The sequence below is a fragment of the Harryflintia acetispora genome, from assembly GCA_004340125.1.
Taxonomy (GTDB): domain Bacteria; phylum Bacillota; class Clostridia; order Oscillospirales; family Ruminococcaceae; genus Harryflintia; species Harryflintia acetispora.
Genome location: SLUK01000003.1, coordinates 135230 through 160385 on the forward strand (window position 1 = coordinate 135230; position 25156 = coordinate 160385).

At 60.8% G+C, this 25156-nt stretch carries 28 protein-coding genes; 12 read left to right on the plus strand and 16 right to left on the minus strand.

What is annotated here, in order from left to right; all coding sequences use genetic code 11:
- The 4 genes from EDD78_RS05285 to EDD78_RS05300 are packed head-to-tail and all read left to right on the plus strand — an operon-like array spanning position 1 to position 5427.
- A complete protein-coding gene (locus EDD78_RS05285; protein ID WP_132084216.1) occupies positions 1 to 1611 on the plus strand; it encodes a response regulator in 1611 nt (536 codons plus the stop codon).
- Positions 1612 to 1647: 36 nt separating this feature from the next.
- Positions 1648 to 3462, plus strand: coding sequence for a sensor histidine kinase (locus tag EDD78_RS05290; RefSeq protein WP_132084217.1), 1815 nt, complete (start codon positions 1648 to 1650; stop codon positions 3460 to 3462).
- Entirely contained in the window at positions 3459 to 4412 is a 954-nt protein-coding gene (locus EDD78_RS05295; protein WP_165873117.1) for a substrate-binding domain-containing protein, read from the plus strand. Before EDD78_RS05290 ends, EDD78_RS05295 begins: the two co-directional genes overlap by 4 nt.
- Positions 4369 to 5427: a galactose ABC transporter substrate-binding protein gene (locus EDD78_RS05300; protein WP_117507805.1), complete on the plus strand. Its 1059-nt coding sequence runs from the start codon at positions 4369 to 4371 to the stop codon at positions 5425 to 5427. Before EDD78_RS05295 ends, EDD78_RS05300 begins: the two co-directional genes overlap by 44 nt.
- Before the next feature lie 77 nt (positions 5428 to 5504).
- Here EDD78_RS05300 and EDD78_RS05305 read toward each other — a convergent pair whose 3' ends face one another.
- The 6 genes from EDD78_RS05305 to EDD78_RS05330 all read right to left on the minus strand — a co-directional run bounded on the left by EDD78_RS05305 (position 5505) and on the right by EDD78_RS05330 (position 9242).
- Complete coding sequence (locus EDD78_RS05305; RefSeq protein WP_132084219.1) at positions 5505 to 5900, minus strand: DUF2752 domain-containing protein; 396 nt, start codon at positions 5898 to 5900, stop codon at positions 5505 to 5507.
- A complete protein-coding gene (locus EDD78_RS05310; protein ID WP_079698960.1) occupies positions 5897 to 6247 on the minus strand; it encodes a DUF4234 domain-containing protein in 351 nt (116 codons plus the stop codon). The genes EDD78_RS05305 and EDD78_RS05310 overlap by 4 nt, the downstream gene beginning before the upstream one ends.
- Before the next feature lie 113 nt (positions 6248 to 6360).
- On the minus strand, positions 6361 to 6516 hold the full coding sequence (locus EDD78_RS05315) for a FeoB-associated Cys-rich membrane protein (RefSeq protein WP_132084220.1): 156 nt from the start codon (positions 6514 to 6516) through the stop codon (positions 6361 to 6363).
- Positions 6517 to 6542: 26 nt separating this feature from the next.
- Positions 6543 to 8702, minus strand: coding sequence for a ferrous iron transport protein B (gene feoB, locus EDD78_RS05320; RefSeq protein WP_132084221.1), 2160 nt, complete (start codon positions 8700 to 8702; stop codon positions 6543 to 6545).
- A gap of 96 nt (positions 8703 to 8798) precedes the next feature.
- Positions 8799 to 9020, minus strand: coding sequence for a FeoA family protein (locus tag EDD78_RS05325; protein ID WP_132084222.1), 222 nt, complete (start codon positions 9018 to 9020; stop codon positions 8799 to 8801).
- Between the two features lie 12 nt (positions 9021 to 9032).
- Complete coding sequence (locus EDD78_RS05330) at positions 9033 to 9242, minus strand: FeoA family protein (RefSeq protein WP_181966696.1); 210 nt, start codon at positions 9240 to 9242, stop codon at positions 9033 to 9035.
- A gap of 247 nt (positions 9243 to 9489) precedes the next feature.
- Between EDD78_RS05330 and EDD78_RS05335 the strand changes: the two genes are divergently transcribed.
- The 4 genes from EDD78_RS05335 to rapZ all read left to right on the plus strand — a co-directional run bounded on the left by EDD78_RS05335 (position 9490) and on the right by rapZ (position 12142).
- Positions 9490 to 9864 carry a metal-dependent transcriptional regulator gene (locus EDD78_RS05335; protein WP_079698965.1) on the plus strand — a complete coding sequence of 125 codons (375 nt, stop codon included), beginning with the start codon at positions 9490 to 9492 and terminating at the stop codon, positions 9862 to 9864.
- A 91-nt stretch (positions 9865 to 9955) separates the two neighbouring features.
- Positions 9956 to 10345 carry a metal-dependent transcriptional regulator gene (locus EDD78_RS05340; protein ID WP_079698966.1) on the plus strand — a complete coding sequence of 130 codons (390 nt, stop codon included), beginning with the start codon at positions 9956 to 9958 and terminating at the stop codon, positions 10343 to 10345.
- A gap of 141 nt (positions 10346 to 10486) precedes the next feature.
- On the plus strand, positions 10487 to 11188 hold the full coding sequence (locus EDD78_RS05345; RefSeq protein WP_132084223.1) for a cysteine hydrolase family protein: 702 nt from the start codon (positions 10487 to 10489) through the stop codon (positions 11186 to 11188).
- An 84-nt stretch (positions 11189 to 11272) separates the two neighbouring features.
- Entirely contained in the window at positions 11273 to 12142 is an 870-nt protein-coding gene (gene rapZ / locus EDD78_RS05350) for an RNase adapter RapZ (RefSeq protein ID WP_079698968.1), read from the plus strand.
- A gap of 46 nt (positions 12143 to 12188) precedes the next feature.
- Here rapZ and bilS read toward each other — a convergent pair whose 3' ends face one another.
- Entirely contained in the window at positions 12189 to 12695 is a 507-nt protein-coding gene (bilS, locus tag EDD78_RS05355) for a flavodoxin family protein BilS (protein WP_132084224.1), read from the minus strand.
- Between the two features lie 278 nt (positions 12696 to 12973).
- On the opposite strand from bilS, the gene EDD78_RS05360 reads away from it, so the two are divergent.
- Positions 12974 to 15295 carry an AraC family transcriptional regulator gene (locus EDD78_RS05360; protein WP_165873118.1) on the plus strand — a complete coding sequence of 774 codons (2322 nt, stop codon included), beginning with the start codon at positions 12974 to 12976 and terminating at the stop codon, positions 15293 to 15295.
- Here the strand turns inward: EDD78_RS05360 and EDD78_RS05365 are convergent.
- The 5 genes from EDD78_RS05365 to EDD78_RS05385 all read right to left on the minus strand — a co-directional run bounded on the left by EDD78_RS05365 (position 15292) and on the right by EDD78_RS05385 (position 20983).
- Positions 15292 to 16182, minus strand: a complete 891-nt coding sequence (locus EDD78_RS05365) for a carbohydrate ABC transporter permease (protein ID WP_079698971.1) — start codon at positions 16180 to 16182, stop codon at positions 15292 to 15294. The two genes, EDD78_RS05360 and EDD78_RS05365, sit on opposite strands and share 4 nt — an antisense overlap.
- A gap of 17 nt (positions 16183 to 16199) precedes the next feature.
- Positions 16200 to 17198 (minus strand): ABC transporter permease, encoded by a 999-nt coding sequence (locus tag EDD78_RS05370; protein ID WP_079698972.1) that lies wholly within the window; start codon positions 17196 to 17198, stop codon positions 16200 to 16202.
- Positions 17199 to 17296: 98 nt separating this feature from the next.
- Entirely contained in the window at positions 17297 to 18961 is a 1665-nt protein-coding gene (locus EDD78_RS05375; RefSeq protein ID WP_132084226.1) for a type 2 periplasmic-binding domain-containing protein, read from the minus strand.
- Between the two features lie 424 nt (positions 18962 to 19385).
- Positions 19386 to 20183, minus strand: coding sequence for an HAD family hydrolase (locus EDD78_RS05380; RefSeq protein ID WP_132084227.1), 798 nt, complete (start codon positions 20181 to 20183; stop codon positions 19386 to 19388).
- Entirely contained in the window at positions 20180 to 20983 is an 804-nt protein-coding gene (locus EDD78_RS05385; RefSeq protein ID WP_132084228.1) for a hypothetical protein, read from the minus strand. Before EDD78_RS05385 ends, EDD78_RS05380 begins: the two co-directional genes overlap by 4 nt.
- 195 nt (positions 20984 to 21178) lie before the next feature.
- Here EDD78_RS05385 and EDD78_RS05390 point away from each other — a divergent pair, with 195 nt between their 5' ends.
- Complete coding sequence (locus EDD78_RS05390) at positions 21179 to 21616, plus strand: hypothetical protein (RefSeq protein WP_132084229.1); 438 nt, start codon at positions 21179 to 21181, stop codon at positions 21614 to 21616.
- A 129-nt stretch (positions 21617 to 21745) separates the two neighbouring features.
- On the plus strand, positions 21746 to 21889 hold the full coding sequence (locus tag EDD78_RS05395) for a molecular chaperone GroEL (RefSeq protein WP_079698977.1): 144 nt from the start codon (positions 21746 to 21748) through the stop codon (positions 21887 to 21889).
- On the opposite strand, the gene EDD78_RS05400 is transcribed toward EDD78_RS05395, so the two are convergent.
- The gene (locus EDD78_RS05400; protein WP_079698978.1) at positions 21890 to 22135 is read right to left on the minus strand and encodes a hypothetical protein; all 246 of its coding nucleotides are present in this window, start codon (positions 22133 to 22135) and stop codon (positions 21890 to 21892) included.
- A gap of 194 nt (positions 22136 to 22329) precedes the next feature.
- On the opposite strand from EDD78_RS05400, the gene EDD78_RS05405 reads away from it, so the two are divergent.
- Positions 22330 to 22530 carry a hypothetical protein gene (locus tag EDD78_RS05405; RefSeq protein WP_132084230.1) on the plus strand — a complete coding sequence of 67 codons (201 nt, stop codon included), beginning with the start codon at positions 22330 to 22332 and terminating at the stop codon, positions 22528 to 22530.
- A 110-nt stretch (positions 22531 to 22640) separates the two neighbouring features.
- On the opposite strand, the gene EDD78_RS05410 is transcribed toward EDD78_RS05405, so the two are convergent.
- From EDD78_RS05410 to trxA, 3 genes are all read right to left on the minus strand, one after another.
- A complete protein-coding gene (locus EDD78_RS05410; RefSeq protein WP_132084231.1) occupies positions 22641 to 23957 on the minus strand; it encodes a redoxin domain-containing protein in 1317 nt (438 codons plus the stop codon).
- A gap of 37 nt (positions 23958 to 23994) precedes the next feature.
- Positions 23995 to 24681 carry a TlpA family protein disulfide reductase gene (locus EDD78_RS05415; RefSeq protein WP_132084232.1) on the minus strand — a complete coding sequence of 229 codons (687 nt, stop codon included), beginning with the start codon at positions 24679 to 24681 and terminating at the stop codon, positions 23995 to 23997.
- Between the two features lie 83 nt (positions 24682 to 24764).
- On the minus strand, positions 24765 to 25073 hold the full coding sequence (gene trxA, locus EDD78_RS05420; protein ID WP_079698982.1) for a thioredoxin: 309 nt from the start codon (positions 25071 to 25073) through the stop codon (positions 24765 to 24767).
- Between the last annotated feature and the right edge of the window lie 83 nt (positions 25074 to 25156).

The window sequence follows — 25156 nt, forward strand, 5'->3', positions numbered from 1 at the left end:
ATGGAAACATACCGGGTTCTGCTGGTGGACGACGAGGAGGAGATCCGCGAGGGGATCAGCCGCAAGATCGACTGGGCCTCCTTGGGCTTCGAGCTGGTCGGCGAGGCGGAGAATGGCGCCGAGGCGCTGGAGCTCTGCGAGCAGCTGCGCCCCGATGTGGTGCTCACCGACATCAAGATGCCCTTCATCGACGGGCTGGAGCTCTGCCGCCGCCTGCGCACCCAGCTGCCCGCGGCCAGGACGGTGGTCTTTTCCGGCTTCGACGACTTTGAATACGCCCGCCAGGCCATCAGCATGAACGTCTCGGAGTACATCCTCAAGCCGATCAACGCCCCCGAGCTGCGGGAGGTTCTGCAGAAGCTGCGCGGCCAGCTGGACCGCGAGCGGGCCGAGCGCCGGGATATGGAGACCCTGCGCCGGCAATATGAGGAGAGCCTGCCGGTGCTGCGCGAGCTGTTTTTCACCCGGCTGCTCGACGGACGGGTGCGCCCCGACCAGGTCCGCGAGCGGGCCGACCGCTTCGAGATCGGTCTGCCCGAGGGGGTTTGGGCGGCCGCGCTCATCCAGGTGGACGGCGCGGGGGAGGACGACCCGATCAACCGGGACGAGCTGCTCCTCGTCTCGGTGCGCGCGCTGTTCGAGGAGCATTTCTCCCTAAAGGACTGCACCTCCCATCTGATCCTCTACAACGACACGGTGGCCCTGCTGACCACTTTGCCGAGGTTTGAAAACCCCTATCCGCTGATCGCCGAGCTGGACCGGGTCTGCGCCCTTTCGCGCAGCTATCTGGACCTGACTCTCACGGTGGGGGTCGGCCGGCCCTGCTTCGGGCCGCAGCAGCTCCATCTTTCGGTCGAGGAGGCCCGCTGGGCGCTGGATTACCGGGTGCTCGCCGGGCCGGGGCGGGTGCTCTATATCGGCGATCTGGAGCCGGACGGATCGGTGCGCCTCTCCTTCGACGAGGCGGACGAGCGCGAGCTCTCAGCCGCGATCAAGCTCGGCGACCGGGAGCAGCTCCCGCCCCTGATCGAATCCCTGATCGCCAGGGTGCGGGAGGCGGGGCTCGCGCTGCCGCAGTGCCAGATCTTTTTCCTCGAGCTGCTCACCTCCTTAATCAAGCTGGCGCGCAGCGGCGGGGTGGAGCCGGAGGAGGTCTTCGGCGAGGGCTTCACCGGGATGGTGCAGCTCACCGACTTCCGCTCGCCCGAGGAGCTCGGGCGCTGGTGCTGCGAGCGCTGCCTGCGCCTTCAGGAGCTGCTGGGCAGGCGGCGGATCGATTCCGCCGGGCGCACCGTCGAGGCGGCCAAGGCCTACATCGCCCAAAACTTTGCCGACAGCGACCTGGGGGTGGATGCCCTGTGCGCCCACCTGCACCTGTCGCCCGCTTATTTTTCCACCCTCTTCAAGCGCGAAACCGGCATGGGCTTTACCGCCTATGTAACCGATGTGCGCATGGAGGAGGCGGTACGGCTGCTGCGCGAGAGTGGGGAAACGACCTACCGGATCGCCGAGAGGACCGGCTATCAGGACCCGAACTATTTCAGCTACGTTTTCAAAAAACATTTCGGTATGTCGCCCTCCAAGTTCCGCGCGGGGCTCAAGGACGGCTGAAACCACTGAATCAAATGGGGAAGGAGCGCCGGGAATATGCGAAAATTGATCCGTTCGCTGGCAAGCAGGGTGTCACGCTGGTACCGCTCGATGAGCATCCAGATGGTCATCTCCCTCTCCTTCACGGCGGTGGCGGTGGTGGGGATTCTCTTCATCGGCCTGTCCTTGTTCTGGCGCTTCTCCACAACCACCAACCGCCTGCAGGAGGACGGCAGCCAGCGGGTGCTCGCCCAGGTGAATTTGAACCTGGATGGCTATCTGCGCCGGATGATGCGCATTTCGGACACCATGTATTTTCGGGTGATCAAGTCCACCGACCTCGAGCGGGGGGACATCTCCCAGCAGATGAACCTGCTGTATGAGGAGAACCGCGACGCGCTCGTTTCGATCGCCCTCTTTGGCGGCGACGGTTCACTGGTGAGCGCCACGCCGCTGGGCTCCCTCAAGCCCCAGGCTGCCCCCGCGCAGCAGCCCTGGTTCACCGCCGCCACCCAGAGGCTTGAAAACCTGCATTTTTTCACCCCGCAGGTGCAAAACCTCTTTGAGGACCCCAGCTACTCCTACCGCTGGGTGGTGTCGCTGAGCCGCCATGTGGAGCTGACTAGGGCGGGCAGCACCGAAAACGGCGTGCTGCTCGTGGACATGAGCTTCGGCGGGATCGAGCAGATCTGCCGGGATGTGGAGCTGCCGGGCGGCGGCTACCTCTACCTCATCGACGGGAACGGGGAGCTGATCTACCACCCCAAGCAGCAGATGATCTACGCGGGGCTCGAGGAGGAAAACAACCTTGCCGCCGCCGGCTACCGCGACGGCAGCCACCGCGAAAGTTTCGGCGGGCGGGAGCGGCAGGTAACCGTCAAGACGGTGGGCTACACCGGCTGGAAGCTGGTGGGCGTGGTCCCGGTGGCGGGGCTTGCGTCCAACTCCTACCAGATGATCCTCTTCGGCGCGTCGCTGATCCTCTTTTCGGTCTTTTTGCTGGCTTTCCTCAACTTCCGCATTTCCGAGCACATCTCCAAGCCCATCCGCAATCTCGAGCAGACGGTCAAGCAGCTCGAGGCGGGCAAGGAGGTCGAGATCGAGGAGGACGGCTGCTACGAGGTGCGCCGGCTGGGGCACGCCATCCGCTCGATGACCTCGACCATGCGCCACCTGATGGAGGACATCATCCAGCAGGAGGGCGAGAAGCGCCGCTCCGAGCTGGAGGTGCTCCAGTCGCAGATCAACCCCCACTTTTTGTATAACACCCTGGATTCGGTCATCTGGATGACCGAGGCGGGGCGGTACCCCGAGGCCATCCAGATGGTCACCTCCCTGGCGAGGTTGTTCCGTATTTCGCTCAGCCGGGGGAGCAGCATCATCCCCCTGCGCGACGAGCTCGAGCACGCCGGGCACTACATGACCATCCAGAAAATGCGTTATAAGAACCGTTTCGAGGTGCAGATTCATGCCGACGCGGACACCGAAGGGCTCTACTCCCTCAAGCTGATCGTCCAACCGATTCTGGAGAACGCCATCTACCACGGGATGGCCGCCGCCGACGGGGACGGGCTGATCACCGTGCACGCCTACCGCGAGGAGGAGGACCTGCTCATCGACGTGAGCGATAACGGACTGGGCATGCTCCCCGAGATGGCCGGGCAGCTGCTGGACGGCAGCAAGCCGGTCCCCAACCGGGGCAAGGGCTCGGGGATCGGGGTGCGCAACGTGCACAGCCGGATCCGGCTCACCTTCGGGGAGCGTTACGGCCTTGTCATCATGAGCGAGCCGGATATGGGCACCACCGTGCGCATTCGCCAGCCGGCCCTGGACGAGTCGGCAGCCGGCCGGTGGAAGGAGGCACAGCCGTGAAGATAGGACGCAATCTGATCCAGCTGGTGATCCTCTGCCTGTTGGGCGTCTCGGTGGCGCTCACCCTGGTGCTGCCCGAGCTCCCCGGCATCGAGAGCCGCCGCCGCACGCTGGAAATTTCGGTGCTCATCCGCGAGGCGGATACCGCTTTGTGGTCCAACGCCAGGCTGGGGATGGAGCAGGCGGCCGTGGATCTTGGGGCGGAGCTGCGCTTCCTGCCCTTGGCGCAGGACAACGACTACGCTTCCCAGGCGGCGCTGCTCCAGCGGGAGGCGAAGGGCGGGGCCGACGCCGTGATCGTGGTCCCCGCCGATCCCGAGGGGCTCGCCGCGTTTTTGGAGGAGCAGTCCATCGAGCTGCCGGTGGTGACCATGGAGTCGCCCATGCCCGGAGGCAGGGCCTGCTTCACGCCGGAGAACGGAGAGATGGGCCGGGCGCTGGCCGGGGCATTTCTGGAGGACCGCCGCGGGGAGCGGGTATTGCTGCTGGATACCGCCTCACGCAGCACCGGGGTCGCGCAGCGTCTGCAAGCCTGCCTGCAGACGCTGCGGGAGGCGGGGGTGCCCTTCGAGGTGCAGAAGGCCGAGGCGCAGAGCCTGCAGCGGGAGCTGCCCGGGCTGCTCGGGCAGACCGGCGCTGGCGCCGTGATCGCCTTCGATTATGCCGCCACCGAGGCGTTGGCCTCGGTGGCACAGGAGTTGCCCGAGCAGCCGCTGCTCTATGGGGTGGGAGCCACCGGGGCGATCGCGGCCTGCCTGGAAAAGGGCACCATCGCGGCGGCGGCCGCCTGGAGTGACTACGCGGCAGGGTATTCGTCGGTGCAGGAGGCGGCCCGCCGTTCAAGGGGCGAGAGGAGCCTGAATACGCCGCAGCTGGGCTTCCGAATTGTGCGAGGGGAGAATCTGTATGAACCGGACAATCAAAAGCTGTTTTTCCCGGTTATGTATTAAAGGGCTGGCAGTACTTCTGCTCCTTGCCATCCTGCTGGGCGGCTGCACGGGAGGCAGCGAGCGGGAGGAGAGCGTCCTGCGCCTGGGGATCGCGGTTTACCAGCAGGAGGACACCTTCATCTCCACCGTGGTGCAGCATATGGAGCGCCTGGCGCGGGAGGAGGAACTGGAAAAGGATATTAAGATCAGCCTGACCATCACCGATGGGCGCAGCAACCAGACGGTGCAGCTTGAGCAGATGGACCGCTTCCTCGACCAGGGGTGCGACGTGATCTGCGTCAACATCGTGGACCGCACGGCGGCCGCCGTATTGATCGACAAGGCCGAGGAGGCCGCAGTACCCCTGATCTTCTTCAACCGCCAGCCGGTCGAGGAGGACATGGAGCGCTGGGAGCAGGTTTACTATGTGGGGGCCAAGGCCGCCGAATCGGGGCGGCTGCAGGGGCAGATCGTGCGCGACCTGTGGCAGAATGAGCGCGGTCAGGTGGACCGCAACGGCAACGACGTGCTCGAGTATGTCATGCTCGAAGGTGAGCCCGGCCATCAGGACACCCTGCTGCGCACCAAGTATGCCATAGACGCGCTGACCTCGGTGGGAATCCGGGTGCGCAAGCTGGCCAGCGAGTCGGCCAACTGGAACCGTGCGCAGGCCGCGCAGAAGATGTCGCTGTGGCTGGAGGAGCAAGGCGGGGACATCGAGGCGGTCTTCGCCAACAACGACGACATGGCCCTGGGCGCGATCGACGCCTGCCTCTCCGCCGGCCTTAGCGCCGAGAGCATGCCTCTGGTGGTCGGGGTGGACGCAACCCCGCCGGCGCTCGAGGCCATCCGGGCCGGGACCCTCAAGGGCACCGTGCTCAACGACAGCGAGGGGATGGCAAAGACCATGATCGACCTGTCGCTGGCGCTCAGCCGCGGGGAGGACCCCGCATCGGCGGCGAAGCTGGAGGAAGGGCATTATATCTGGCTGCCCTACCGCCGAATCGAAGCGAAGGACCTCTCCCGGGAGGAATGACCGCACAGCTTGATAAAAGAGTCCCTGCGCGCTCCCGCTTTGCGGGAGCGCGCAGGGACTTTGCATGTTTGAGAGATTCAGTGGGGCGCGAGGAAGGACAGGGCGGGAAGGTTTCGCAGCACCCCGAACAGGAGGAGCAGCGCGATCATCACCCAGAGCAGGGAGGACAGCCACCGCGGCGTCGCCCACTCGCCGGTGCGCAGGTAGTGCCCACCGCGCCACAGGAAGAGCAGCGCCAGCGCCGGGAGCAGGAGGCAGAGCGCCGCGTTCGCGCGAAGGGCGGCGGCAAGATCGAGGCGCAGCAGGGCCAGCGACATGCGCGAAACCCCGCAGCCGGGACAGTAGAGCCCGGTGAGCGCATGAAAGGGGCAGGGGATCGAAACGGGGGTATACAGCAGCAAAAAAGCGTACCCCGCCGCGCCTAGGCAGAGCAGGGACGCTTTTTTCAGCAGGTTTTGCAGCCGGTCTCTCATTGATAGATGGGGCCGTCGATCAGCTTGTTGATCTCATTTTGCATGAGCGCCCAGCCGGCCAGGGGGAAGATCAGCTCCAGGATCAGGTAGAGCACGCCGCTGTCGCTGCTGGGAATGCCCCGCGCCCTTTTCACCATATCCAGCTTTTCGCCCATTTTGTAGGCCCAGTATATCCCGTAGATGTTACAGGTGATGAGCGTCAGCAGGAAGGCCATCCCGCCGGAGGTTTTGTGATCCCCTGAAAGGGCGTTTGCCTCGTCGGTCAGGCAGATGAACCAATAGATCCCGTAGAGGTTGCAGGTGAGGATGGATAGAATGATGCACACTGGAATACTTCTCTTTTGCATAACGCTTCCCCTTATGTATAGTATGAATTGATTGTATAAAATCCCAGCGGCTTTGTCAATCGCCAATGAAAACAAAACTTACCCCCTGCCGCTTCCGGCAGGGGGTAAGTCGGTTACTTTGTATCCATCTGCCGCTGACAGTGGCAGCAGCCACCGCTTTTGCCGCCCGGACAGCCGACGCATTCACCGCGCTTGGCCTTGCGAAAGGCGTAGCGGACGGCGAAAAACATGGCCAGCAGCAAAAGACCGAATATGATCCAGGTTACCATAAGGACTCCTTCCTTCTGCGGGGCGGTTATGCATGCGCCCCCGCGACGGCGGGTTTACGGGCCGTTTTATTGGGATTGTAGCTGCGCAGCAGCCCCCAGAGCAGCGCTGCCACACAGATCAGGGCCAGGACCTGGCCGATTCCGAAGGACACGCCATAGAAGAGGAAGCCGCCCAGCTGGTTGATGATGAAGCCCATCACGTAGGCCATGACCGTCATGTAGCCGATGGCGAACCAAGTCCACTTGGCGCTCATCATCTCCCGGCGGATGGCGCCGATGGCCGCGAAGCAGGGCGCGCAGGTCAGGTTGAAGACCATGAAAGCCAGGGCGCTGGCACTCGTGGCGAAGAGCGTCGGAACCATACTGAGCAGGGCCGGGTCGTCCTCGCCGACCTCGCCCAGGCCGAAGAGCACGCCGAAGGTGCCGACCACGTTCTCCTTGGCCACCAGCCCGGAGACGCTGGCCACGGCCGCCTGCCAGTTGCCGAAGCCCAGCGGCAGGAAGACCGGGGCGATCACGCCCCCGATCGCGGCCAGCAGGCTGGCGTTTTCATCCTCGACCATGTAAAGGCCCTCGGGGCCGAAGCCGAAGCTCTGCAAAAACCAGATGATCCCGCAGGCCACGAAGATGACGGTGCCGGCCTTGATGATGAAGGCCTTGCCGCGCTCCCACATGTGCAGCAGTACGCCCTTGGGGGCGGGGAAGTGGTATTGGGGCAGCTCCATGACGAAGGGGGAGGGGTCGCCGGCGAACATCTTGGTCTTCTTGAGGATGATCCCGGAAATGACGACCATAAAGATCCCGAAGAAGTAGGTCGCCGGGGCCATCCAGGTGATGTTCGGGAAGACCGCGCCCGCGATCAGCGCGATGATCGGCAGCTTGGCGCCGCAGGGGATGAAGGTGGTGGTCATGATGGTCATCCGCCGGTCCTTCTCGTTTTCGATGGTGCGGGTGGCCATGATCCCCGGCACGCCGCAGCCGGAGGAGATGAGCATGGGGATGAAGCTCTTGCCCGAGAGGCCGAACTTGCGGAAGATCCGGTCCATGATGAAGGCGACGCGCGCCATGTAGCCGCAGTCCTCCAGGATGGAGAGGAAGAAGAAGAGGATGAACATCTGCGGCACGAAGCCGAGCACCGCGCCCACGCCGCCGATGATGCCGTCCACGATCAGCCCCTGCAGCCAGCCGGCGGCGCCCACCGCCTCCAGCCACCCGCCGACGGCGGGCTGGATGGTCTCGGCAAACAGGGTGTCGTTGGTCCAGTCGGTGACGATGGTGCCCAGCCACGAGACCGAGACGAAGTAGACGATATACATCACGGCAGCAAAGATGGGCAGCGCCAGCCAGCGGTTGGTCACCACCCGGTCGATCTTGTCCGAGGTGGTCAGGCCGCTTTGCCTTTTGCGCACGCACTGGCTGACCAGCTTACCGATGAACTGATAGCGCTCGCCCGTGATGATGCTTTCGCTGTCGTCATCCAGCTCGGCCTCGAGCCCGGAGACGATCTCCTCCAGGCGCTTTTTGCCGTCCGCATCCAGCTCCAGCTTTTCGAGCACCTTTTCGTCCCGCTCGAACAGCTTGATGGAGTACCAGCGCAGCCTTTCCTGCGGGACCGTACCGTCGATCAGGCTTTCGATCCCGCTGAGCGCTTCCTCGACCGGCTTTGAGAAGGTGTGTCCAGGGTGGGTCTTGACCCCGGTGAGCGCCATCTGCACAGCGCGCTCCGCCACCTGGCGCGAGCCGGTCCCTTTAATCGCCGAGGTCTCGATTACCTCGCACCCGAGCGCCTGTGAGAGCTTTTCGACGTCGATCTTATCGCCGTTCTTTTGCACAATGTCGATCATGTTCAGCGCGATGATCACCGGCAGCCCCATCTCGGTGAGCTGGGTGGTCAGGTAGAGGTTGCGCTCGATGTTCGAGCCGTCCACCAGGTCGATCACCACGTCCGGGTGTTCGTCCAGGATGTAATTTCGGGTGACGACCTCCTCCAGCGTGTAGGGGGAGAGGCTGTAAATACCCGGCAGGTCGGTCACGACCACATCCTTGTGAGTGCGCAGCCTGCCCTCTTTCTTCTCGACCGTGACCCCCGGCCAGTTTCCCACATACTGGCTCGACCCGGTCAGGTCGTTGAACATGGTGGTTTTGCCGCAGTTTGGATTTCCTGCAAGCGCGATTTTAATAGCCATTCTCTGTGTTACCTCCTCTGCGGGGATTGCCCGCTGGCCTGTGAAGCCTTTGAAGTCGATGGTTAGTGTTTGCTAACTTATGGCGGTAAAAATACCTCAGTCCACCAGGATGTTTTCCGCCTCGTTCTTGCGGATGGACAGCTCGTATCCGCGGATGGTGATCTCGACCGGGTCGCCCAAGGGAGCCACCTTGCGCACATAGATGCTCGTACCCTTGGTGATCCCCATGTCCATGATCCGGCGTTTGAGCGCGCCCTCGCCGCCGAGTTTCTGAACGGTGACGGTCTCGCCGCATTTGGCGCTTCGCAATGTTTTCATGCTGTTTCCTCCTCAAATCATGATCCGGCTGGCCATGCTCCTGCTCAGCGCCACCCGGGTATCCTTGACGTTTACGATCAGGTTCCCGCCCATCTGCGAGATGACGGTGACCGCGCCGCCCTCCACAAACCCCAGGCTCTCCAGAAACCGGCGGGTCTCCTCCTTCCCATGGATTTCCTTCACGGTGCCGGGCTCTCCCGAACGTGCCATTGTCAGCGGCATAATAGGAATCCTTCCTTTCTTTCATACGGCATGTGGTTAGTGGTTGCTAACTTTTTACTACAGTTGCAGTTTACCATTGCTAACCAAAAAAGTCAAGAGACTTGAGAATAAAACGGAACTATGCTAAAATGAAGAAAATTGCAGCCGGATCAATTTGGCGAAAAGCGATAAAATTGTTGAATCCGGTTAACATTACAGATACGGGCACTCGCTTTCAGGTTACGCGCGGGAAAGGAATGGTTGTGGCATGAAGATTCAGGAATCCGCTGAAAACTATCTGGAGACGATTCTGGTGCTGCGGCGCGAGAAGGGCGCGGTGCGCTCGATCGACGTGGTGCAGCGGATGAATTTCAGCAAGCCGAGCGTCAGCCGGGCGATGAGCCTGCTGCGTCAGAATGGCTATGTCACCATGGACAAGGAGGGCTTTCTCGAGCTGACCGACAGGGGCCTGGAGATCGCCGAGCGCATCTATGAGCGGCACCGCCTGGTGACCGAATGGCTCATCCGCCTGGGCGTCACCCCCGAGGTGGCCGAGGCCGATGCCTGCCGGATCGAGCACGACATCAGCGAGGAAACCTTCGTGCGGCTCAAGGAGCACATCGGCCGCGCCGCCCAGGAATGACCGGAAACGGAGGGGGTTGACATTTTAGTCCTCCCGGTGTTATGATATGCCCGAAGGTTAGCTACTGCTAACTTAGAAAGGGGTGGCTCATATGCGTTCGGCCTGTGCCGCGCGGTATCTGCTGGCAATCTACGAGCTCAGCGACGGGGGCGCGGCGGTGCGCTCGGTCGACATCGCCCGGAGGCTGCAGGTCAGCCGGGCCAGCGTGGTCAAAAGCCTTAAGCTGTTGGCAGAAGCCGGGATGATCCAAAAGGAGTATTACGGCAATGTGCAGCTCACCGCGCTGGGGGTGCGGGAATCCAACCGGATCTACACCGAGAATACGCTGCTGTGCGCCTTCTTTCGCGATTATCTGCACATCAGCGGCGAGGCCGCCGAAAGGGATGCGGCCGCCTGCCTGTGCGCGCTCACCCGGGAGGGCAAGGAGCGTATGATCGAGCTGGCGCTGCGCTGCCGCCATGCGCGCGCCGGGCGGGAATAGGCGGCGGAAGGGCCGGGGATTAAAAGTCCCGGCCCATTTTATCCCTTGCGGGTTCGACACAGGAGAGATTTTGTGGTAAACTGTCGGTAGCACAGCCGACGGGATACCGGAGTATACCCGCAAAAACGAGGAGGAACCGACATGCCCCAAAACCCTACCAAGAGCGCATTGATCGTCATCGACATGGAAAACGCTTTTCTGGACCCGTCCTCCCCCTGCTGTATCGCGGGGGCGCTCGAGACCGTCGGGCGCTGTGAGCGGGCGGTGCGGTTGGCGCGGGAGAAGGGAATCCCGGTCTTTTTTGTCAAACGGATTTACCGGGCAAACGGCAGCGACGTGGAGCTGACCCGCTACCGCACCTGGCAGCGGGGGGAGCGGATGATGGCGCACGGCAGCACCGGGGCGCACGGCGCCACGGTCCCCACCGGCCTTAGGCCGCAGGAGGGGGACTACACCATCATCAAGCCGCGCTGGAGCGCGTTTTTCATGACCGAGCTGGATTTGATCCTGCGCCGGCTGGGGGTGCGTACGGTGATTCTGACCGGGACCACCACCCCCAACTGCGTGCGCACCACCGCCTACGATGCGAACGCGCTGGACTATCAGGTGGTGGTCCTCGAGGACTGCACCTCCTCCCAGACCCCGCAGATTCAAAAGGCGAATATTGAGGACATGCGCCGGATGGGGGCCGTGATCCTCACCTGCGAAGAGTTTTCGGGATATGAGGAAAACACCCTGCCGCCGCTGCAGGAGCAGCTATGCGCCGAAATCGAAGGCTGCCCCCGGCCGCCCGAGGCATATGCCGACACGCCGCAGGGCAGGGCGCTTTGCGATCTGTGGTAGCACGGGCGGCGGATTTTTGAATGACGCCGCGGCCAATAGGCCATGATAAGGGGAAGCGACAAAGGTAAGGCCGGGAGGGACCCTATGGAATTTATCATTGTGACGGGAATGTCGGGCGCCGGGAAATCCAAAGCCATCGACGTGTTAGAGGACATCGGTTTTTTCTGCGTGGACAACGTCCCTCCGCAGCTGCTCGGGCGGTTTGCCGACCTGCAGAAGCTCTCGGGCGGGACGATCAATAAGATCGCCGTGGTGGTGGACGCGCGGGGCAGGGAGATGTTCCGCGACTTCCTCTCCTCGCTGCGGTCGCTCAACGAGACGGTGGAAGGCTATAAAATCCTCTTTCTCGATGCGTCGGACGGCGTGCTGCTCAAGCGCTACAAGGAGGGCAGGCGCAAGCATCCGCTGCTGGGCGGGGATACCTTGACTTTGCAGGAGGCGATCGCCGCCGAGCGGGAGCTGCTGCATGAGGCGCGCCAGCGGGCGGACTATGTCGTCGACACCTCGCTGATGGCCCCCTCCCAGCTGCGGGAGTACCTGATCGGCACCTTTTTGCAGAGCACCCATCAGGCCATGCTGGTGCGCTGCATGTCCTTCGGCTTCAAAAACGGGCTCCCGGCCGAGGCGGACTTGGTTTTTGACGTGCGCTGCCTGCCCAACCCCTTTTACGTCCCCGAGCTCAAGGAGCACACCGGGCTGGAAGCGCCGGTGCGCGACTATGTCTTCCAGTGGCCGCAGAGCCAGCAGCTGGCACAGCGGCTGTGCGACCTGCTCGATTTTCTGATCCCGCTCTATCTCAAGGAGGGGAAGAGCCAGCTGGTGGTGGCGATCGGTTGTACGGGAGGGCGGCATCGCTCGGTAGCCTTTGCCGAGCGCCTGAGCGGGCATCTGCAAAAGAAGGGCCTGCGGGTGGTGACCAGCCACCGGGACAAGGACAAGCCGAATCAATACTGAGAAAATGGCAAGGGCCCGCAGATGATAGTCTGCGGGCCCTTTTTGATCAGTTCCCCGTCAGTCCCGCGGCAAAGGCCGCGGCCCTTTTGAGGTCGCCGGAGTCGGGATGGGAGCGCGCCTGCTCGAAGTTTTCCAGCAGGGCGCGGCTTCGCGTATCCTCCGCCTTTTCGGCAAGGGCGGCGCGGTAGCGCGCCCCGACCGCCTCCGGCATCCTCCCCTGGCACAGAAAGCCCCCGGCGAAGCTGCTGTCTTCGGGCAGCAGGGAGCGCACCCGCGCGAGGATCTGCTCAAAGTATTCCGGCGCGCCGCCGAAGCCCGCCGTGCCGAACAGAGCCACCCGCTTGCCGGAGAGGGTGGCAAGAAAGCGGGTGAAGGCTTCGCTGCAGCTTCCCTTGTCCGTCCAAAAGCCCGCGAGGATCAGCCCGGCTTCCAGCGCATCGGGGGAGGGCGGTCCGAAGTAGAGGCAGTCTTTACCTGGCAGCGCGTCCCGGATGGCCTCGGCGATCAGGCGGGTGTTCCCGGTGCGGCTCACATAAACGATGGAATAGGTCATGGCTTGAAATCTCCTTTCCACTAACAGTATACCGCATGGGTCAAGAGAAAAACTCATTTGCGTTTTGCGGGTGTGCGTGATAAAATAATAGTATTGTATAAAATTTTTGGAATGCGATTGGGAAAATTATACATTTTGTAATATACGGAATTTTTGTTGGAAAGCAATAAAAAAACAGGCCCTGCTTCAGAGGCCTGCACAAAAATTCGTTCGGGATGGCGGCATCATTAAAACTATAGTTTGCGCACATGCGGCAAGCATACGGGAGGGAAAGCTGTTTGGAGAGCAAGAAGCGAAACAGCCTGTTTACAACCTGGGTCGTATCCTATCTGGCGGTCCTGCTTCTTCCGCTGCTGTTTAGCTGGATGGTCTACCATACGGCCTATGGCATCATAGAAAAAAACATCTCCAAGATCAACCAGATCACCCTGGCGCAGACCAACGAGTCGATCGACCGGGTGTTCGGCGAATTGATGAGCACCGGGCGTCAGATCCTTTCGGACGAGAAGGTGCTCTCGCTGATGTACGCCCCCTCGCCGCTGACTCCGGCCAAGCTGCAGCGGATCGGCACCCTGCAGTCCGAGCTGACCAAGAAGAGCGCCTTCGGCAGCTACATCAAGGAGATTTATGTCTATTTCCCCGCCGCGCAGGTGGCGGCCTCGACCGGCGGGATCCTCAAACAGGAATCGTTTGAGCATACGCTGAAGGAACGCTTCTGGACCGATTTTTCCACCTTCGCCTCCTGGTCGGGGGCCGAGGGAAGGCTGACCGTCAAGCTGCTGCGCGACCCGCAGTCATCGGATGGCGGGGCGCAGAAGGTCGCGGTGCTGCTTTCGGACGGGCTCTATACCGGAGAGCCGGACGCGGTCTGTATGTTCATCCTGGACGCGCGTTCGATCGAAAACCTTCTCGAGAGCTACCATGTGGGGGAGCCCGGGCTCAACCAACAGGTTTGGGCCATCGCGCCGGACGGGCGGTATCTGGCGCCGGACGCGGGCCAGGTGCTGCCCGGGGAAATCCTCTACGATGTCGGATTGCACGACGGGACCGAGATCGTGAACATCGGAAGCAGCAAGCAGGCGGTCGTGGTTTCCACCTCGGCAATCACCGGCTGGAAGCTGCTCTCCCTGAGCTCGGTGGAGCACTATGCCGCCCAGCTGCGGCAGATCCGCTACATCTATTTCGCCTTTTTGATTTTCTGCCTCTTTGCGGGGGCGGCCATTTCGCTGTACTTCTCCAAGAAGAATTATACCCCGGTGCGCCGGATGAGCGATATGTTCCTCAAGCGTCTCTCCAGCGCGCCCGCGCGCTCGGGGGACGATTTCTCGATCCTCGAGCAGGGCCTGGGCGAACTGCTCAAACAAAACAAGGACTACGAGGAGCAGCTCGACCACCAGAAGAAGGACCTGCGCCAGCTCTGGCTGGTGCAGATGCTGCGCGGGAAAATCCACAGCGAGCAGACCTTCCGGGCGGTCTGCACCGACTACCAGCTCGACTTCACCAGCGAACGCTTCCTGGTGATCGGGGTCATCATCGAGGACAGCAGCGCGCTCTTCGAGGAGAAGGCCATTTCGGAGGACGAGGATACGCTGACCATGGTCAATTTCATGGTCGCCTCGGTGCTCGAGGAGCTGCTGCAGCAGGACTATGCCGGCTACTGCTGCGACTATGCCGGGACCCTCTACTGCGTGGTGAACCTGCACGGCGAGCCGGGGGAGGGGACCGACGCGCAGCTGCAGGAAATCTGCCGCAAGGCGGTCAGCTTCACCGAGAGCCGGTTCGACATCCGTATGCAGTGCTATCTGAGCGCGGTCTGCGAGGGGATGCGCGGTATCCACGAGGCCTACAAGGAGGTCAGCTGGGGGCTCGAGCAGATGGAGAGTTTCCACATCGAAACGCGTACCGCCAGCCGGGAGGACATCCGCTATGAGGCGCCCGAGGAGCCGGAGGCGCCGCTTTCGGTGATGAGCCAGCAGCTGAGCGCGGCGGTCGCCGCCGGGGAGCGCGCCGAGGCGCTCTCCCTCTTCGGCGCCATCCTGGGCGAGCAGATGGCCGGGCAGGAGCGCTCCTTCTTCTATGCGCGGCTGTACACCTTCTCCACCCTCGGCGAGGTCTACCGCTCGGTGCTGCACCTGCCGGCGGGCGAGCAGCTCCATGCGCTGGCCGCCGCGGTGGAGGGCGCGAGGACCATGAACGAATTAAGGGCACTGGCAGAGGATACCTTCGCATCCATTCACCGTGCCCTCACGCAGCACACCGAAGCCGGCTCGTCGCCGGTCCAGGTGGTCTCTATTATGGAATATATCGATCAAAATTATTCGGACCCGAATCTGAGCGTCGCGTCGATCTCCGAACAGTTCTCGGTCAGCCAGAGCTATCTGCTGCGGCTGTTTAAGAAGTCGGTCCACACCGGCGTGCTGGAATACATCAGCCAAAAAAGGGTGGACGAGGCGAAGCTGCTGCTCAAGGGGACCCCCGGCACTGTGGGCGAGGTTGCCGCAGCGGTCGGCTACAGCAATTCCCTCGCCCTGATCCGTGCCTTCAAAAAGCTGGAGGGGGTCACGCCCGCGACCTACCGCAAGATCACGGCCGGGCATTAACCCTTGATCGAACCGATCATGACGCCCGAGACAAAGTATTTCTGCACGAAGGGATAGATCACGAGCATCGGGATGATCGAAATCATGATGGTGCAGTACTTGACTAAGGGGCGGAAGCGGTCGATCGCGGTCGGGTCGGAGTTCTCGCTGACGATCGAGTTGTTCGAGGTCTGCAAAATGATCTCGCGCAGGGTCAGCTGCAGCGGGAAAAGGTCTCTTCTCCTCTGCAAGTAGATCGAAGCGTTGAACCATGCGTTCCAGTTTTTGATCGCGTAGAACAGCACGATGACCGCCAGCACCGCCTTGGAAACCGGCAGCACGATCTGGAAGAGGATGCGCAAATGCCCCGCGCCGTCGATCTTGGCCGCCTCGGTCAGCGCGTCCGGGATGGCGGCGAACGAGGTGCGCATGACGATGATGTTGTACACCGACACGGTGCCCGGGATGATCAGCGCCCACATGGTGTCGATCAGGTTCAGATTGCGCACGATCATGTAGGTCGGGATCAATCCTCCGCTGAAGATCATGGTAAAGGTCAGCAGGAAAAGCAGCGGCTTACGGAAAAAGAGGTCCTTGCGCGAAAGCCCATAGGCCGCCAGGATGGTGATCGCCATCGCGAAGAGGGTGGCCCCCGCCACGTAGATGACGGTGTTTCCATAGGCGCGCAGGATGTTCGGGTTGTCGAGCACGAACTTGAAGCCGCCCAGGGTGGCCTCTCCCAGGGGCTTGAGCGCCAGCTGGCTGTTTGCCTGCAGTACGTCCGGGTCGCTGATCGAGCTCATGGCCACATGCCAGACCGGGAGGATGAAGACCACCGCCAGAATGACAAGGAAAATGGTGTTGAATACGGCGAAGATTTTTTCGCCGGTCGTACGTCTGTCTCCCATCGTGTTCTTCCTCCTTTCTACCACAGGCTGGTTTCGCCGACCTTCTGGCTGATCTTATTGGCAATAAAGATCACGATGAAATTGATCAGCGAGTTGAAGAGCCCCACCGCCGTGGCGTAGCTGTAATCTCCGTTTTGCAAACCGATCCGGTAAACGTAGGTCTGGATGATGTCGGCCGTCTGATAGGTCGAGGGGCCGTACATCAGCAGCACCTTCTCATAATCCAGGGTCATGACCTCGCCCAGGCGCATGATGAAGAGGATGACGATGGTAGGCATGAGCCCCGGCAGGGTGACGTGCAGCGTCTGCTTCCAGCGGCCCGCGCCGTCGATCTTGGCCGCCTCGTAGAGCTCCTGGTCGATCCCACTCAAAGCGGAGATGTAGATGATCGAGGAGTAGCCGATGTGCTGCCAGACGTTCGAGCCGATGAACAGCGCGCGGAAGGCTTCGGGCTTGCCGAGCAGGTTGCCCCCGTCGCCGCCCAGGAGGACGGAAAGCTGGGTGAGCAGGCCCTGGCTTTTGGTGAAGTCCTGTAAAATACCGACCACGACCACCACCGAGATGAAGTAGGGGAGGTAGGAGATGGTCTGGACCGTCTTTTTAAAGCGCTGGTTGCGCACTTCGTTGAGCAGCAGCGCCAGAATGATCGGAACCGGGAAGGAAATGAGCAGTCCGTACATGCTCAGCAGCAGGGTGTTTTTGAGCAGACGGAAGAAATAGATGGAATTGAAGAATGCGAGAAAATGCTTGAACCCGACGAACGGGCTGCCTAAGAAGCCAAGGCGGAAGGAGAAGTCCTGGAACGCCATGGCGATACCGCCCATGGGCAGGTAGTGGAAGATGATGAAATAGGCGATGACCGGAAGAAGCATGAGATAGACCGCATAGTTCTGCTTTAAATCCCGCCGGATAAGGCGGTTGCGGTCCTTTTTTTCCAGCTCCTTGCGGGCCTTGAGCTCGTCAGCCGCTTTTGCGGTCTGGATGGTTTTTGGCTTTGCCGCGGTTGCAGTTGGCATGGTATGGCCCCCTTTACAAAAAACGGTTGTGGGTGAGTCAAAAAGAATAGGGGAAAAGGGAGAGGCGAACCCTCTCCCTTTTCTCACAAAGGAATCCCTTATTCGCCGGGACGGTTGTTGTAACGGTCGAGGGCGGCCTGCTGAATGGCGATGGCGTCGTCGATGCCCATTGCTTTGATCTGCTCGACGAAGGCGTCGTACTCATCCAGGCTCTTGGTGCCGGAGATGAAGCTCACGGTGTTCTCGTCCACGAAGGTCTTGATGTCGGCCATCAGGGAGGAGTAGGTGGTGTTCTCTTCCGCGGTCATGGTGATGTTGATCGGCATCATCCAATCATCCGGCTGGCTGCACCAGGCGTCCATGGACTCCTTCTGCAGCGGCAGGAAGATGTCGGTCTGGTAATCCGGAATCTTCAGAGGAGCATCCTTGACGGCGTACTTGATGAAGAACGCGGTCGGGGAAACGCCCTCGGGATTGCTGTAGCGGAAGTCGTAGCTGAGGATGCGCTTGCCGTCGACCATGTTGAAGCTTCTGCCGTCGTCGAGGCCGTAGTTGGCGTCCAGAGCCACGTCATAGTTGTAGTGGTAATCCATCCACTCGATCGCCTCGACGAGGTGCTCGCTGTTGGCGGAGAAGGAGTAGACGGAGCCGGTCTGGAAGTCGTCGCTGCGGATGTGGGTGGTGTCGCCCGCGTTCTGCACGGGAGGCGCAACGCCGACCAGGCGCAGGTCTTCGTTCTTGGCGCCGCGCTCGACATAGTTCTTGTCGCAGCGGGTGGTCCAGGTGACGCAGGCGCCGATGTTGTCGTTGAACATCATCTCGTTGTCGATCGAGGTGAAGGAACCGGTGCGGGCCATGAAGTCAGGATCGATCAGGCCTTCGCTGTACCACTGGTTCATCAGGGTGACGTACTCCTTGTAGCCGGCTTCGACCGGGCCGTACTTGACGGTGCCGTCGACCTGGAAGAACTCGGGCGCAACGCCGAATCCTGCGCTCAGCTCGCCGAACTGCGGAATACCGGTGTTCTGCAGATAGAGGGGAGCCTGGCAGCCCAGGGATTTGAAGCCGGCGAGCATCTCGTGCCAGTCGTCATAGGTGACCGGGCGATCGAGGCCGAGCTTGTCGAGGAAGTCCTGACGCACGGCCAGGCCGCTCTCGGTGATGCATACGCGGTCGAACAGCTGGTACATGCCGTAGCGCTTGCCGCTGTCGGTCACGACGTCTTTTTTAAGCGACGGATTTTTGTCCAGGAAGCCCATGTAGTTGGGCATATACTGGGTGTAATCGTTGAGCTCCGCGAAGAACCCGTCGTCGATGGCCTTGTCCTGGCCGCCGCGGTAGAGCATGTTTCTGCTCAGCAGCTGCATGACGATGTCGGGCATATCGTCGGAAGCGAACAGCAGGTTATAGGCATCGGTCTCGCTGCCCTCGGCGGGAATGATCCAGTTGATATGTACGTTGGTCTTCTCCTCCAGCGCCTGATAGAACTCGCCGTCGTTGGGGTCCTTGAGCTCGGCCAGGTCCTCGGCATAGGGCCACCAGAAGTTGAGTTCGATCTTTTCCGCGCTGATCGGCAGGGGGGTCTCGGTGATCCCCTCGGCGGCGGGCTCGCCCTCGGGGGTAGCCTGCGAAGCGGCGGAGCTCTCACCGGCCGGCGCGCTCTCGGCGGGCTCTGCTTCGGTCTTGCTGCCGCAGCCGGCCAGAGACGAGAGCAGCATTGCCATGGCGATCAGGGCCGCGGATATTCTGCTTGCCTTTTTCATTTTAATACTCCTTTGCAAATTTATTTCACCCAGCCTCTCCTAATATAATAAGAAGGGCCGGGCTACACACACCTCAAAGTTGCTGGAAAAAACAGGGCAACTGCCACAAGGATTGTGCCGCCCCTGGCAGTGCGCTTGGTGATTTTGTCAATATATAGAGTATCATTCGCTCCCTCCCCGTCGCAAGTGACAGTTTGCGGCTTTGGATTATCAATATCCGAACGGGACCGCCGGTCGTGTGGCATTTTTGTCGGAAGCAAGCGGATGGCCTGATTGTGAACAAGTTAACAAATTTGTTATCAATTTATGAACAATTATCATTTTTGGAACCAAAAGATTCAGAAAATGAAGAGAAACGGGCCTGTATTGCTGCGGTTTTGTCACACAATACAGGTCCGTTTCGTTTTTTGGCAATTATTCCGGTTTAACCCTCCGGGCTAAAGACGTACGTCTCGATCGCCTGGATTACGCCGTATTCGCGGTTGCTTTTGGCGCGGTAGGCGGCATGCCGAAAGATGTCGGGGTGGCTGTTCTCCATGGCGAAGCTGTATTTGGCGCTTTGCAGCATCCCGACGTCGTTGAAATAATCCCCGAAGGCCATCGTCTCGTCGGGGGTGATCCCGAGGCGCCGCTGCAAATCCCGTAGGGCGACGCCCTTGTTGATCCCGGCGTCCATGACGTCCATGCAGGTGCCGGCCGAAATCTGGAGGGACAACCCGTCCCCGAATACCTTTTGCAGGGCGGGGTAGGAGTTGTTTTGGGGCTCGTGTATGTCGTCCACGCTGACCTTGAAGATTTCATCCTCCACCTTTGTCAGGTCGCTCACGATCTTGCTTTTTTGATAAAAGCTCAGGATCTCGGGCGGCAGGTTCTCGACGGAGGGGAGCACGTAGCATCCCTGCAGCCCGCACAGGCTGACGAAAACCCCGGGCAGCGAGCCCAGCACCCCGAGCAGCCGCAGCAGTTTTTCGCGTTCAATGGTGTGCACCGCGGCCAACTCGCCGCCCTCCACCAGGTAAGCGCCGTTGTCGCAGATGAAGTCGGGCTGCACCGGGCTGTCCTGGAAGATGTCCTGCAGCCCGATATAGGGGCGGCCGCTGGCCACGACAAAATGAATATCCTGCTCCCGCAGCCGGGCAAGCAGGCCCCAAAAGCCGGGCGGCAGCTGGTCCTGCCCATCGAGCAGGGTGCCGTCCATGTCCGAGGCGATCAACCGTATCATCGGCCCGCCTCCTTTGCCAGGACCCCGTAAAAGTGCAGGATGTTGATGTCCTCCGGGATGTAGTCGCCGTGGTTGCCATGCCCGGTTTCGTCGATGTGGGTGCCGTGATCGGGCGCGAAGCAAAGGAGCGTGTCATGCGCGCTCCAGCACGACTTCGCCCTGGCGGCGAGGCGGTCGAAATCGGCGATGTGCCGGCGCATGGCGGCGAGGCTGTCAGCACTCTCGGGCACGGTGTCGTGGATGGCGTCGTCATAGTCCTGGTTGTAGCAGACGATGCAGTCGTATCGGTCCTCTCCGATCAGTTCCAGCGCCTTTTCCACCACCGCGCCGTCGTCCGGGAGGATATGGTAGTCGATCTTTCGCCCGCCGAAGATGACGGCCAGGCTGCTGTCCTGCACCGCGACCAGCGCGGTCCGCTTTCCGGCGGCGGACAGCGCGTCGAAGAGGGTCGGGGTCTTCACCACCGGCTTTTCGTATTTCTGGATCCCGTGTACCTGGGGCCTAGCGCCGGTGTACATGCTGGCAAAGCAGACCGGGGTGACGGCGGGCATGACGGTTGCGAGTTCCAGCTCGATGGGCGCCCAGGCGCGCACGGGAGCGAAATCCCCAGCATACTTCTGGCAGAGCCACATCCCGAGCGCGTCGGGGTTATAGATGAGCAGCCGGTCACAGGAAGTGCGTCCCGCAAGGACAGGCCGGCAGAGCGCGTCGAGCGCGGGCCCGGCCGAACTGGGCGGCGGTACGTCCATGCAGCGGCACCAGGAAGCCGCAAGACCGGTCAGAGGCAGAGTATTGAACATGATAAGTCCCCCTTTGTCATTGATATAGCCGCAGGCGGGCCAATAGATGCTAAATGGCCGTTATGCAGCTATTATAGCATAATTTTGCCCCGGAGGACAGCTTTTGCCTCCCTTGCTTGTCCGTCGGTTTTGCGCTATGATAGGGGCGGAAATCTATTTGCCGGGCGTATGCCCGGCAGAGAATGGAGGGATGGCATGAAGGAGCTGGACCAGTTTTCCTATGCCTGCGGGGTGATCGACGCATTCAACGAGGTGGTGCGCGCCGGGGTCAAGCGAATGGCGCTCGCCCATCCTTGCCCTAGCCGGGAGGAGCGGGACTCCTACCTCCCGTTTGCCGAAAAGATTTGCAGCCAGTATGGCACGCGTTGCTACGCCGAGGACGAGCCGCTGCTCACCGATCTCTTTCCGGTGACGCTCAACCGGGGAACCTACAACCTGATTTTTTACAAAAACGAATCGGATTTGGAAGAATACCTGGCGCTGAAGGCGCAAAAGGCGCGGCTTTGCGCCGCCGGAGCGTACCGGGATGAAGCGCGCAGGGAGATCGCCGAGGGCTTCGGGCGGCTGCTCTCCTATACCGATGAGGCGATCGGGCGGCTGATTGAGGAAAACAAAGAAAAGGAAATTATTTAAAAGTCATGGCCGCGTCCCCGGGGACGCGGCCATGACTTTGCATGAAAGAATCATAATCTCAGCGGAAAGGGCCATGCTAATAAAAGAAGCGCCGCAAGGGCGCAAACTTTTAAAAACGGGGGAATTTGCATGTCCCATGTGTCCGAAAAGGTCCGTCCCTATTTTGAAAACCTGTCGATCGACCTCAAGAATGAAATCCTCAAGAGGAATGTCGAGATCAACACCCTGCTCGACCTGATCAAGTGCCTTGAAACGATCGTGGACGAGGGCTGATCAAAACGGCGCTCGCTCGCGCAGCCAAGCGATAGCGGCCGTAAGGCCGTCCGCATCGGCTGGGAAGGTCTCCTCCTCGCGGATGGTGCATTTTTCAAAACAGAGGTCGTCCTCCCACCAGGCGGCGTGAAGATCGTCCTTTAAATAGAGCTTATACCGGAAACCATGGCAGCCGCCGGTATAGTCGTTCCCGCTGGAAAAATAAGTGAAGCCCGGGATGTCAAACATCCTGTCCTGCTGCGCCAAGGCGCTCCCTCCTTGCTTGTTATTGCGTTTGTCGCGGTGCGCCCGAGGCGCATGATACCTGCTGCCAGTGTATCACATTTTGAGATGGGAATCCAAGCCCCTGACCAAAAAACGGCAAGTATGCCTTCTGTCCGCCTGTGCACACTAAGCGCGGGAGGAAGCTCCCAAAGATGGACGGCAAGGAGGCGATTTTAGTGCCGAGAGTCAAGCGGAATGCGCCGGTCAGTCTTCAGTCCCTGCTCCAGCAGTGTCCGGGAGCCAGGGCCTATTACAATACCCTGCCCGAACACATCCGCCAGCTGGTGGCCCGCAATGGCGAGCGAATCCAGACGGTGGCGAAGCTCGAGCGGTATGCCCAGAACCTGCTGGAGGCGGATGGAATTTCCGGCCTGTAAAAATAAGTGAAGGGGGCCCTCTCATTTCATTAGGGCGGAGGTATGCGTTGCGCCCCCTTCAAAGTATTGGAAGCTTTGCTTTCAATACTTACATATGGATGGCTTTTGTGTTACTTGTCTTTTTTGCCGTCGGACACCGCCTGGTCAAGGGCGTTTTTGAGGATGTCCTTGGTCAGCGCCCCGGGGGCGTAGCCCAGCAGGTTCCCTTCCATATCGAGCAGCACGGTGGTGGGGTAGGAGTTGACGCCGTAGTTGTAAAACACCTCTCCATCGAGGTCCATCACCACCGGGTAGGTGTAGCTGCCGTTTTCCAAAAACTTGGTGATCCCCTCCAGGGTTTCGCTGTCGTGGGCGTTGGGATTGTCGCTGGTGCGGGGGTTCGCCACCCCGAGGATGACGACGTCCCTCTCGTTGTTTCCGTATTCCTCATACAACTCCTGCAAGTCGGGCATCTCCTTCTTGCAGTAGGTGCACCAGGTGGTCCAGAAGTTGAGCAGCACCACCTTGCCCTGATAATCGGAGAGGGTGTGCTCGTTGCCGAACTGATCCGAAAGGGTGAAGTCAGGCCCGGGCACCGTCTGAGGCTCGGAAGAGGAGCCGGAGGAACTTTCAGGGGACCCGCCTGAGGGCTCCTGCGCGTCCGGCGCGCTCGGGGAGGGATCGGAGGTGTCTTGCGAGGAGCTGGCGGAGCCGAGGCTCAGGGAGCTCAAATATCCGCTTACCCCGTTCATCCAGCCGGTGAAGGTGATGATACCGATTAAAATCAGCAGCACGCCGCCCGCCTTGACGGTGTATTTGAGCAATTTCTGCTTGCCGCGCAAAAACTCCAGCACCTGGGTGGTGAAGAGCCCCAGCAGCAGGAAGGGGATGACGAAGCCCAGCGCATAGACCAGCACCAGCAGGTTTCCGGTCATCGCGCTCTTGGCGCCCGAGGCCATGATCAGCACCGACGAGAGGGCGGGGCCCACGCAGGGAGTCCAGGCAAAGCTGAAGGTGAAGCCCATCACAAAGGCAATCAGCGGGTTGACTTCTTTGATGTTGAGCCGGGGGTGCAGCTTGTGTTCGCGCTGCAGGAATTTGAAATCGAGGAAGCCCACCTGGAAGAGCCCCAGCAGCACGATCAGGATACCGCCCAGCCGGGTCATCAGGGTGCGGTGCTCGCCGAAGAAGCTGCCGATCGCCGTGAACGAGAGCCCCAGGATGAAAAAGGCGAAGGAAATTCCCAGTACGAAGAAGACGGTGTGGAAGAACACCTTCTTGCGCTCGTAGCGGATAACCCCGTTTTCATCGGTGTGCTTGGCATTCCCGGCCAGGTACCCGATATAGACCGGGATCAGCGGGATGACGCAGGGGGAGAAGAAGGAGAGAATCCCCTCCAGAAAGACAAGCAGGAAATTAACCTGTCCCGCATCGATAAGATTTGACATATGAATCATTCCTCTCTGGGCGTTTCGTGCCGGTTTGCTATGAATGTTGGGCGAGCCGGTAGCGTTCCAGCTCGGCCTTGATGATCGCTTCCCATTCAGCCTCGCCGCGCGGGCCGGTGTAATCCTGCTCCGAAAGCATTTTGCCGTCCTCCCCCACGAAAAAGACGGTGGGGACGGTGGTAACGTCCTTTAATTTGATCGAGATCAAATCCTGCGAGGGGAAGAGCTGCAAATCGCTGCTGCCCGAGAGCTTCTGGATATCGGATATCAGCGCCCCGGCGTTCTCCACCGGCTCGCCGTAGGGATCAACCGCATCCATCGGCACCCCGATCACCTGGAGCCCCTCGCCGGTGTACTTCGCGGCGAGCTCACCGAGGACCCGCATGTCCTCGACCTCGGTGCCGCAGTAGCTCGCCCAGAGGTGGAAGAGGGTCAGGCGCCCCTCGAGCACGCTCTCATTCACCTCGTTGCCCGCGGTGTCTTGCGCCACAAAGCGGCTGAAGTCGTCCGGCCCGTCCTCCCGCAAGGGAATGAGCTGATAATCCAGCTCGCTGCGGCAGCCGGGATTGAGCTTGCCGTCCTCCTGCGCAAGCAGGCCCGGAGCAGCCGAGATGGTGGGCTCCGGCAAAGAGGAGGAGTCCGGCTCCTTCGCCCCGCCGCCTGGGGCAGGAGCGCAGGAGGCGAGCAGAAAAGCCGCCAGCAGGGCGGACAAAATACGTTTCATAATAGTTCCTTTCTGTGCGGGCAGCCTCCCTATTATAAAGGAACGCGGGCGGTTTGGCAATCCACCGCCCGTTTTCCGGCTGCTTATTTGAGCATCTGCAGGATGGAGGACTTGGGTTTGAAGCCGACCGAGGTGGCGACCGTCTCGCCCTCCTTGACGATCATCAGGGTGGGGATGCTCATCACCCCGAAGCGGGCGGCCAGCTCGGGCTGCTCGTCGATGTTCACCTTGCCCACCTTGACCTCGTTATGTTCCTTTGCGATCTCGTCCACGATGGGGGAGACCATCCGGCAGGGCCCGCACCAGGGGGCCCAAAAGTCCACCAGCACGGTTTTTTGCGAGGAAAGCACCTCGGCATCGAAGTTTTCTTTGGTTAAGGTCGTAACAGACATATGAATTTCTCCCTTCACTATATGTTATTATTTTGATTACAGTTTTATTATACGCATTTCCTTCATTTTCTTCTGTGACTAAG

Excerpts from the sequence above, each read along its gene's own strand:
- EDD78_RS05285 (WP_132084216.1), top strand. The coding sequence starts at position 1 with ATGGAAACATACCGGGTTCTGCTGGTGGACGACGAGGAGGAGATCCGC.
- EDD78_RS05290 (WP_132084217.1), top strand. The coding sequence starts at position 1,648 with ATGCGAAAATTGATCCGTTCGCTGGCAAGCAGGGTGTCACGCTGGTAC.
- EDD78_RS05300 (WP_117507805.1), top strand. The coding sequence starts at position 4,369 with ATGAACCGGACAATCAAAAGCTGTTTTTCCCGGTTATGTATTAAAGGG.
- EDD78_RS05305 (WP_132084219.1), bottom strand. The coding sequence starts at position 5,900 with ATGAGAGACCGGCTGCAAAACCTGCTGAAAAAAGCGTCCCTGCTCTGC.
- EDD78_RS05310 (WP_079698960.1), bottom strand. The coding sequence starts at position 6,247 with ATGCAAAAGAGAAGTATTCCAGTGTGCATCATTCTATCCATCCTCACC.
- EDD78_RS05315 (WP_132084220.1), bottom strand. The coding sequence starts at position 6,516 with ATGGTAACCTGGATCATATTCGGTCTTTTGCTGCTGGCCATGTTTTTC.
- feoB (WP_132084221.1), bottom strand. The coding sequence starts at position 8,702 with ATGGCTATTAAAATCGCGCTTGCAGGAAATCCAAACTGCGGCAAAACC.
- EDD78_RS05325 (WP_132084222.1), bottom strand. The coding sequence starts at position 9,020 with ATGAAAACATTGCGAAGCGCCAAATGCGGCGAGACCGTCACCGTTCAG.
- EDD78_RS05330 (WP_181966696.1), bottom strand. The coding sequence starts at position 9,242 with ATGCCGCTGACAATGGCACGTTCGGGAGAGCCCGGCACCGTGAAGGAA.
- EDD78_RS05335 (WP_079698965.1), top strand. The coding sequence starts at position 9,490 with ATGAAGATTCAGGAATCCGCTGAAAACTATCTGGAGACGATTCTGGTG.
- EDD78_RS05340 (WP_079698966.1), top strand. The coding sequence starts at position 9,956 with ATGCGTTCGGCCTGTGCCGCGCGGTATCTGCTGGCAATCTACGAGCTC.
- EDD78_RS05345 (WP_132084223.1), top strand. The coding sequence starts at position 10,487 with ATGCCCCAAAACCCTACCAAGAGCGCATTGATCGTCATCGACATGGAA.
- rapZ (WP_079698968.1), top strand. The coding sequence starts at position 11,273 with ATGGAATTTATCATTGTGACGGGAATGTCGGGCGCCGGGAAATCCAAA.
- bilS (WP_132084224.1), bottom strand. The coding sequence starts at position 12,695 with ATGACCTATTCCATCGTTTATGTGAGCCGCACCGGGAACACCCGCCTG.
- EDD78_RS05365 (WP_079698971.1), bottom strand. The coding sequence starts at position 16,182 with ATGGGAGACAGACGTACGACCGGCGAAAAAATCTTCGCCGTATTCAAC.
- EDD78_RS05370 (WP_079698972.1), bottom strand. The coding sequence starts at position 17,198 with ATGCCAACTGCAACCGCGGCAAAGCCAAAAACCATCCAGACCGCAAAA.
- EDD78_RS05375 (WP_132084226.1), bottom strand. The coding sequence starts at position 18,961 with ATGAAAAAGGCAAGCAGAATATCCGCGGCCCTGATCGCCATGGCAATG.
- EDD78_RS05380 (WP_132084227.1), bottom strand. The coding sequence starts at position 20,183 with ATGATACGGTTGATCGCCTCGGACATGGACGGCACCCTGCTCGATGGG.
- EDD78_RS05385 (WP_132084228.1), bottom strand. The coding sequence starts at position 20,983 with ATGTTCAATACTCTGCCTCTGACCGGTCTTGCGGCTTCCTGGTGCCGC.
- EDD78_RS05390 (WP_132084229.1), top strand. The coding sequence starts at position 21,179 with ATGAAGGAGCTGGACCAGTTTTCCTATGCCTGCGGGGTGATCGACGCA.
- EDD78_RS05395 (WP_079698977.1), top strand. The coding sequence starts at position 21,746 with ATGTCCCATGTGTCCGAAAAGGTCCGTCCCTATTTTGAAAACCTGTCG.
- EDD78_RS05410 (WP_132084231.1), bottom strand. The coding sequence starts at position 23,957 with ATGTCAAATCTTATCGATGCGGGACAGGTTAATTTCCTGCTTGTCTTT.
- EDD78_RS05415 (WP_132084232.1), bottom strand. The coding sequence starts at position 24,681 with ATGAAACGTATTTTGTCCGCCCTGCTGGCGGCTTTTCTGCTCGCCTCC.
- trxA (WP_079698982.1), bottom strand. The coding sequence starts at position 25,073 with ATGTCTGTTACGACCTTAACCAAAGAAAACTTCGATGCCGAGGTGCTT.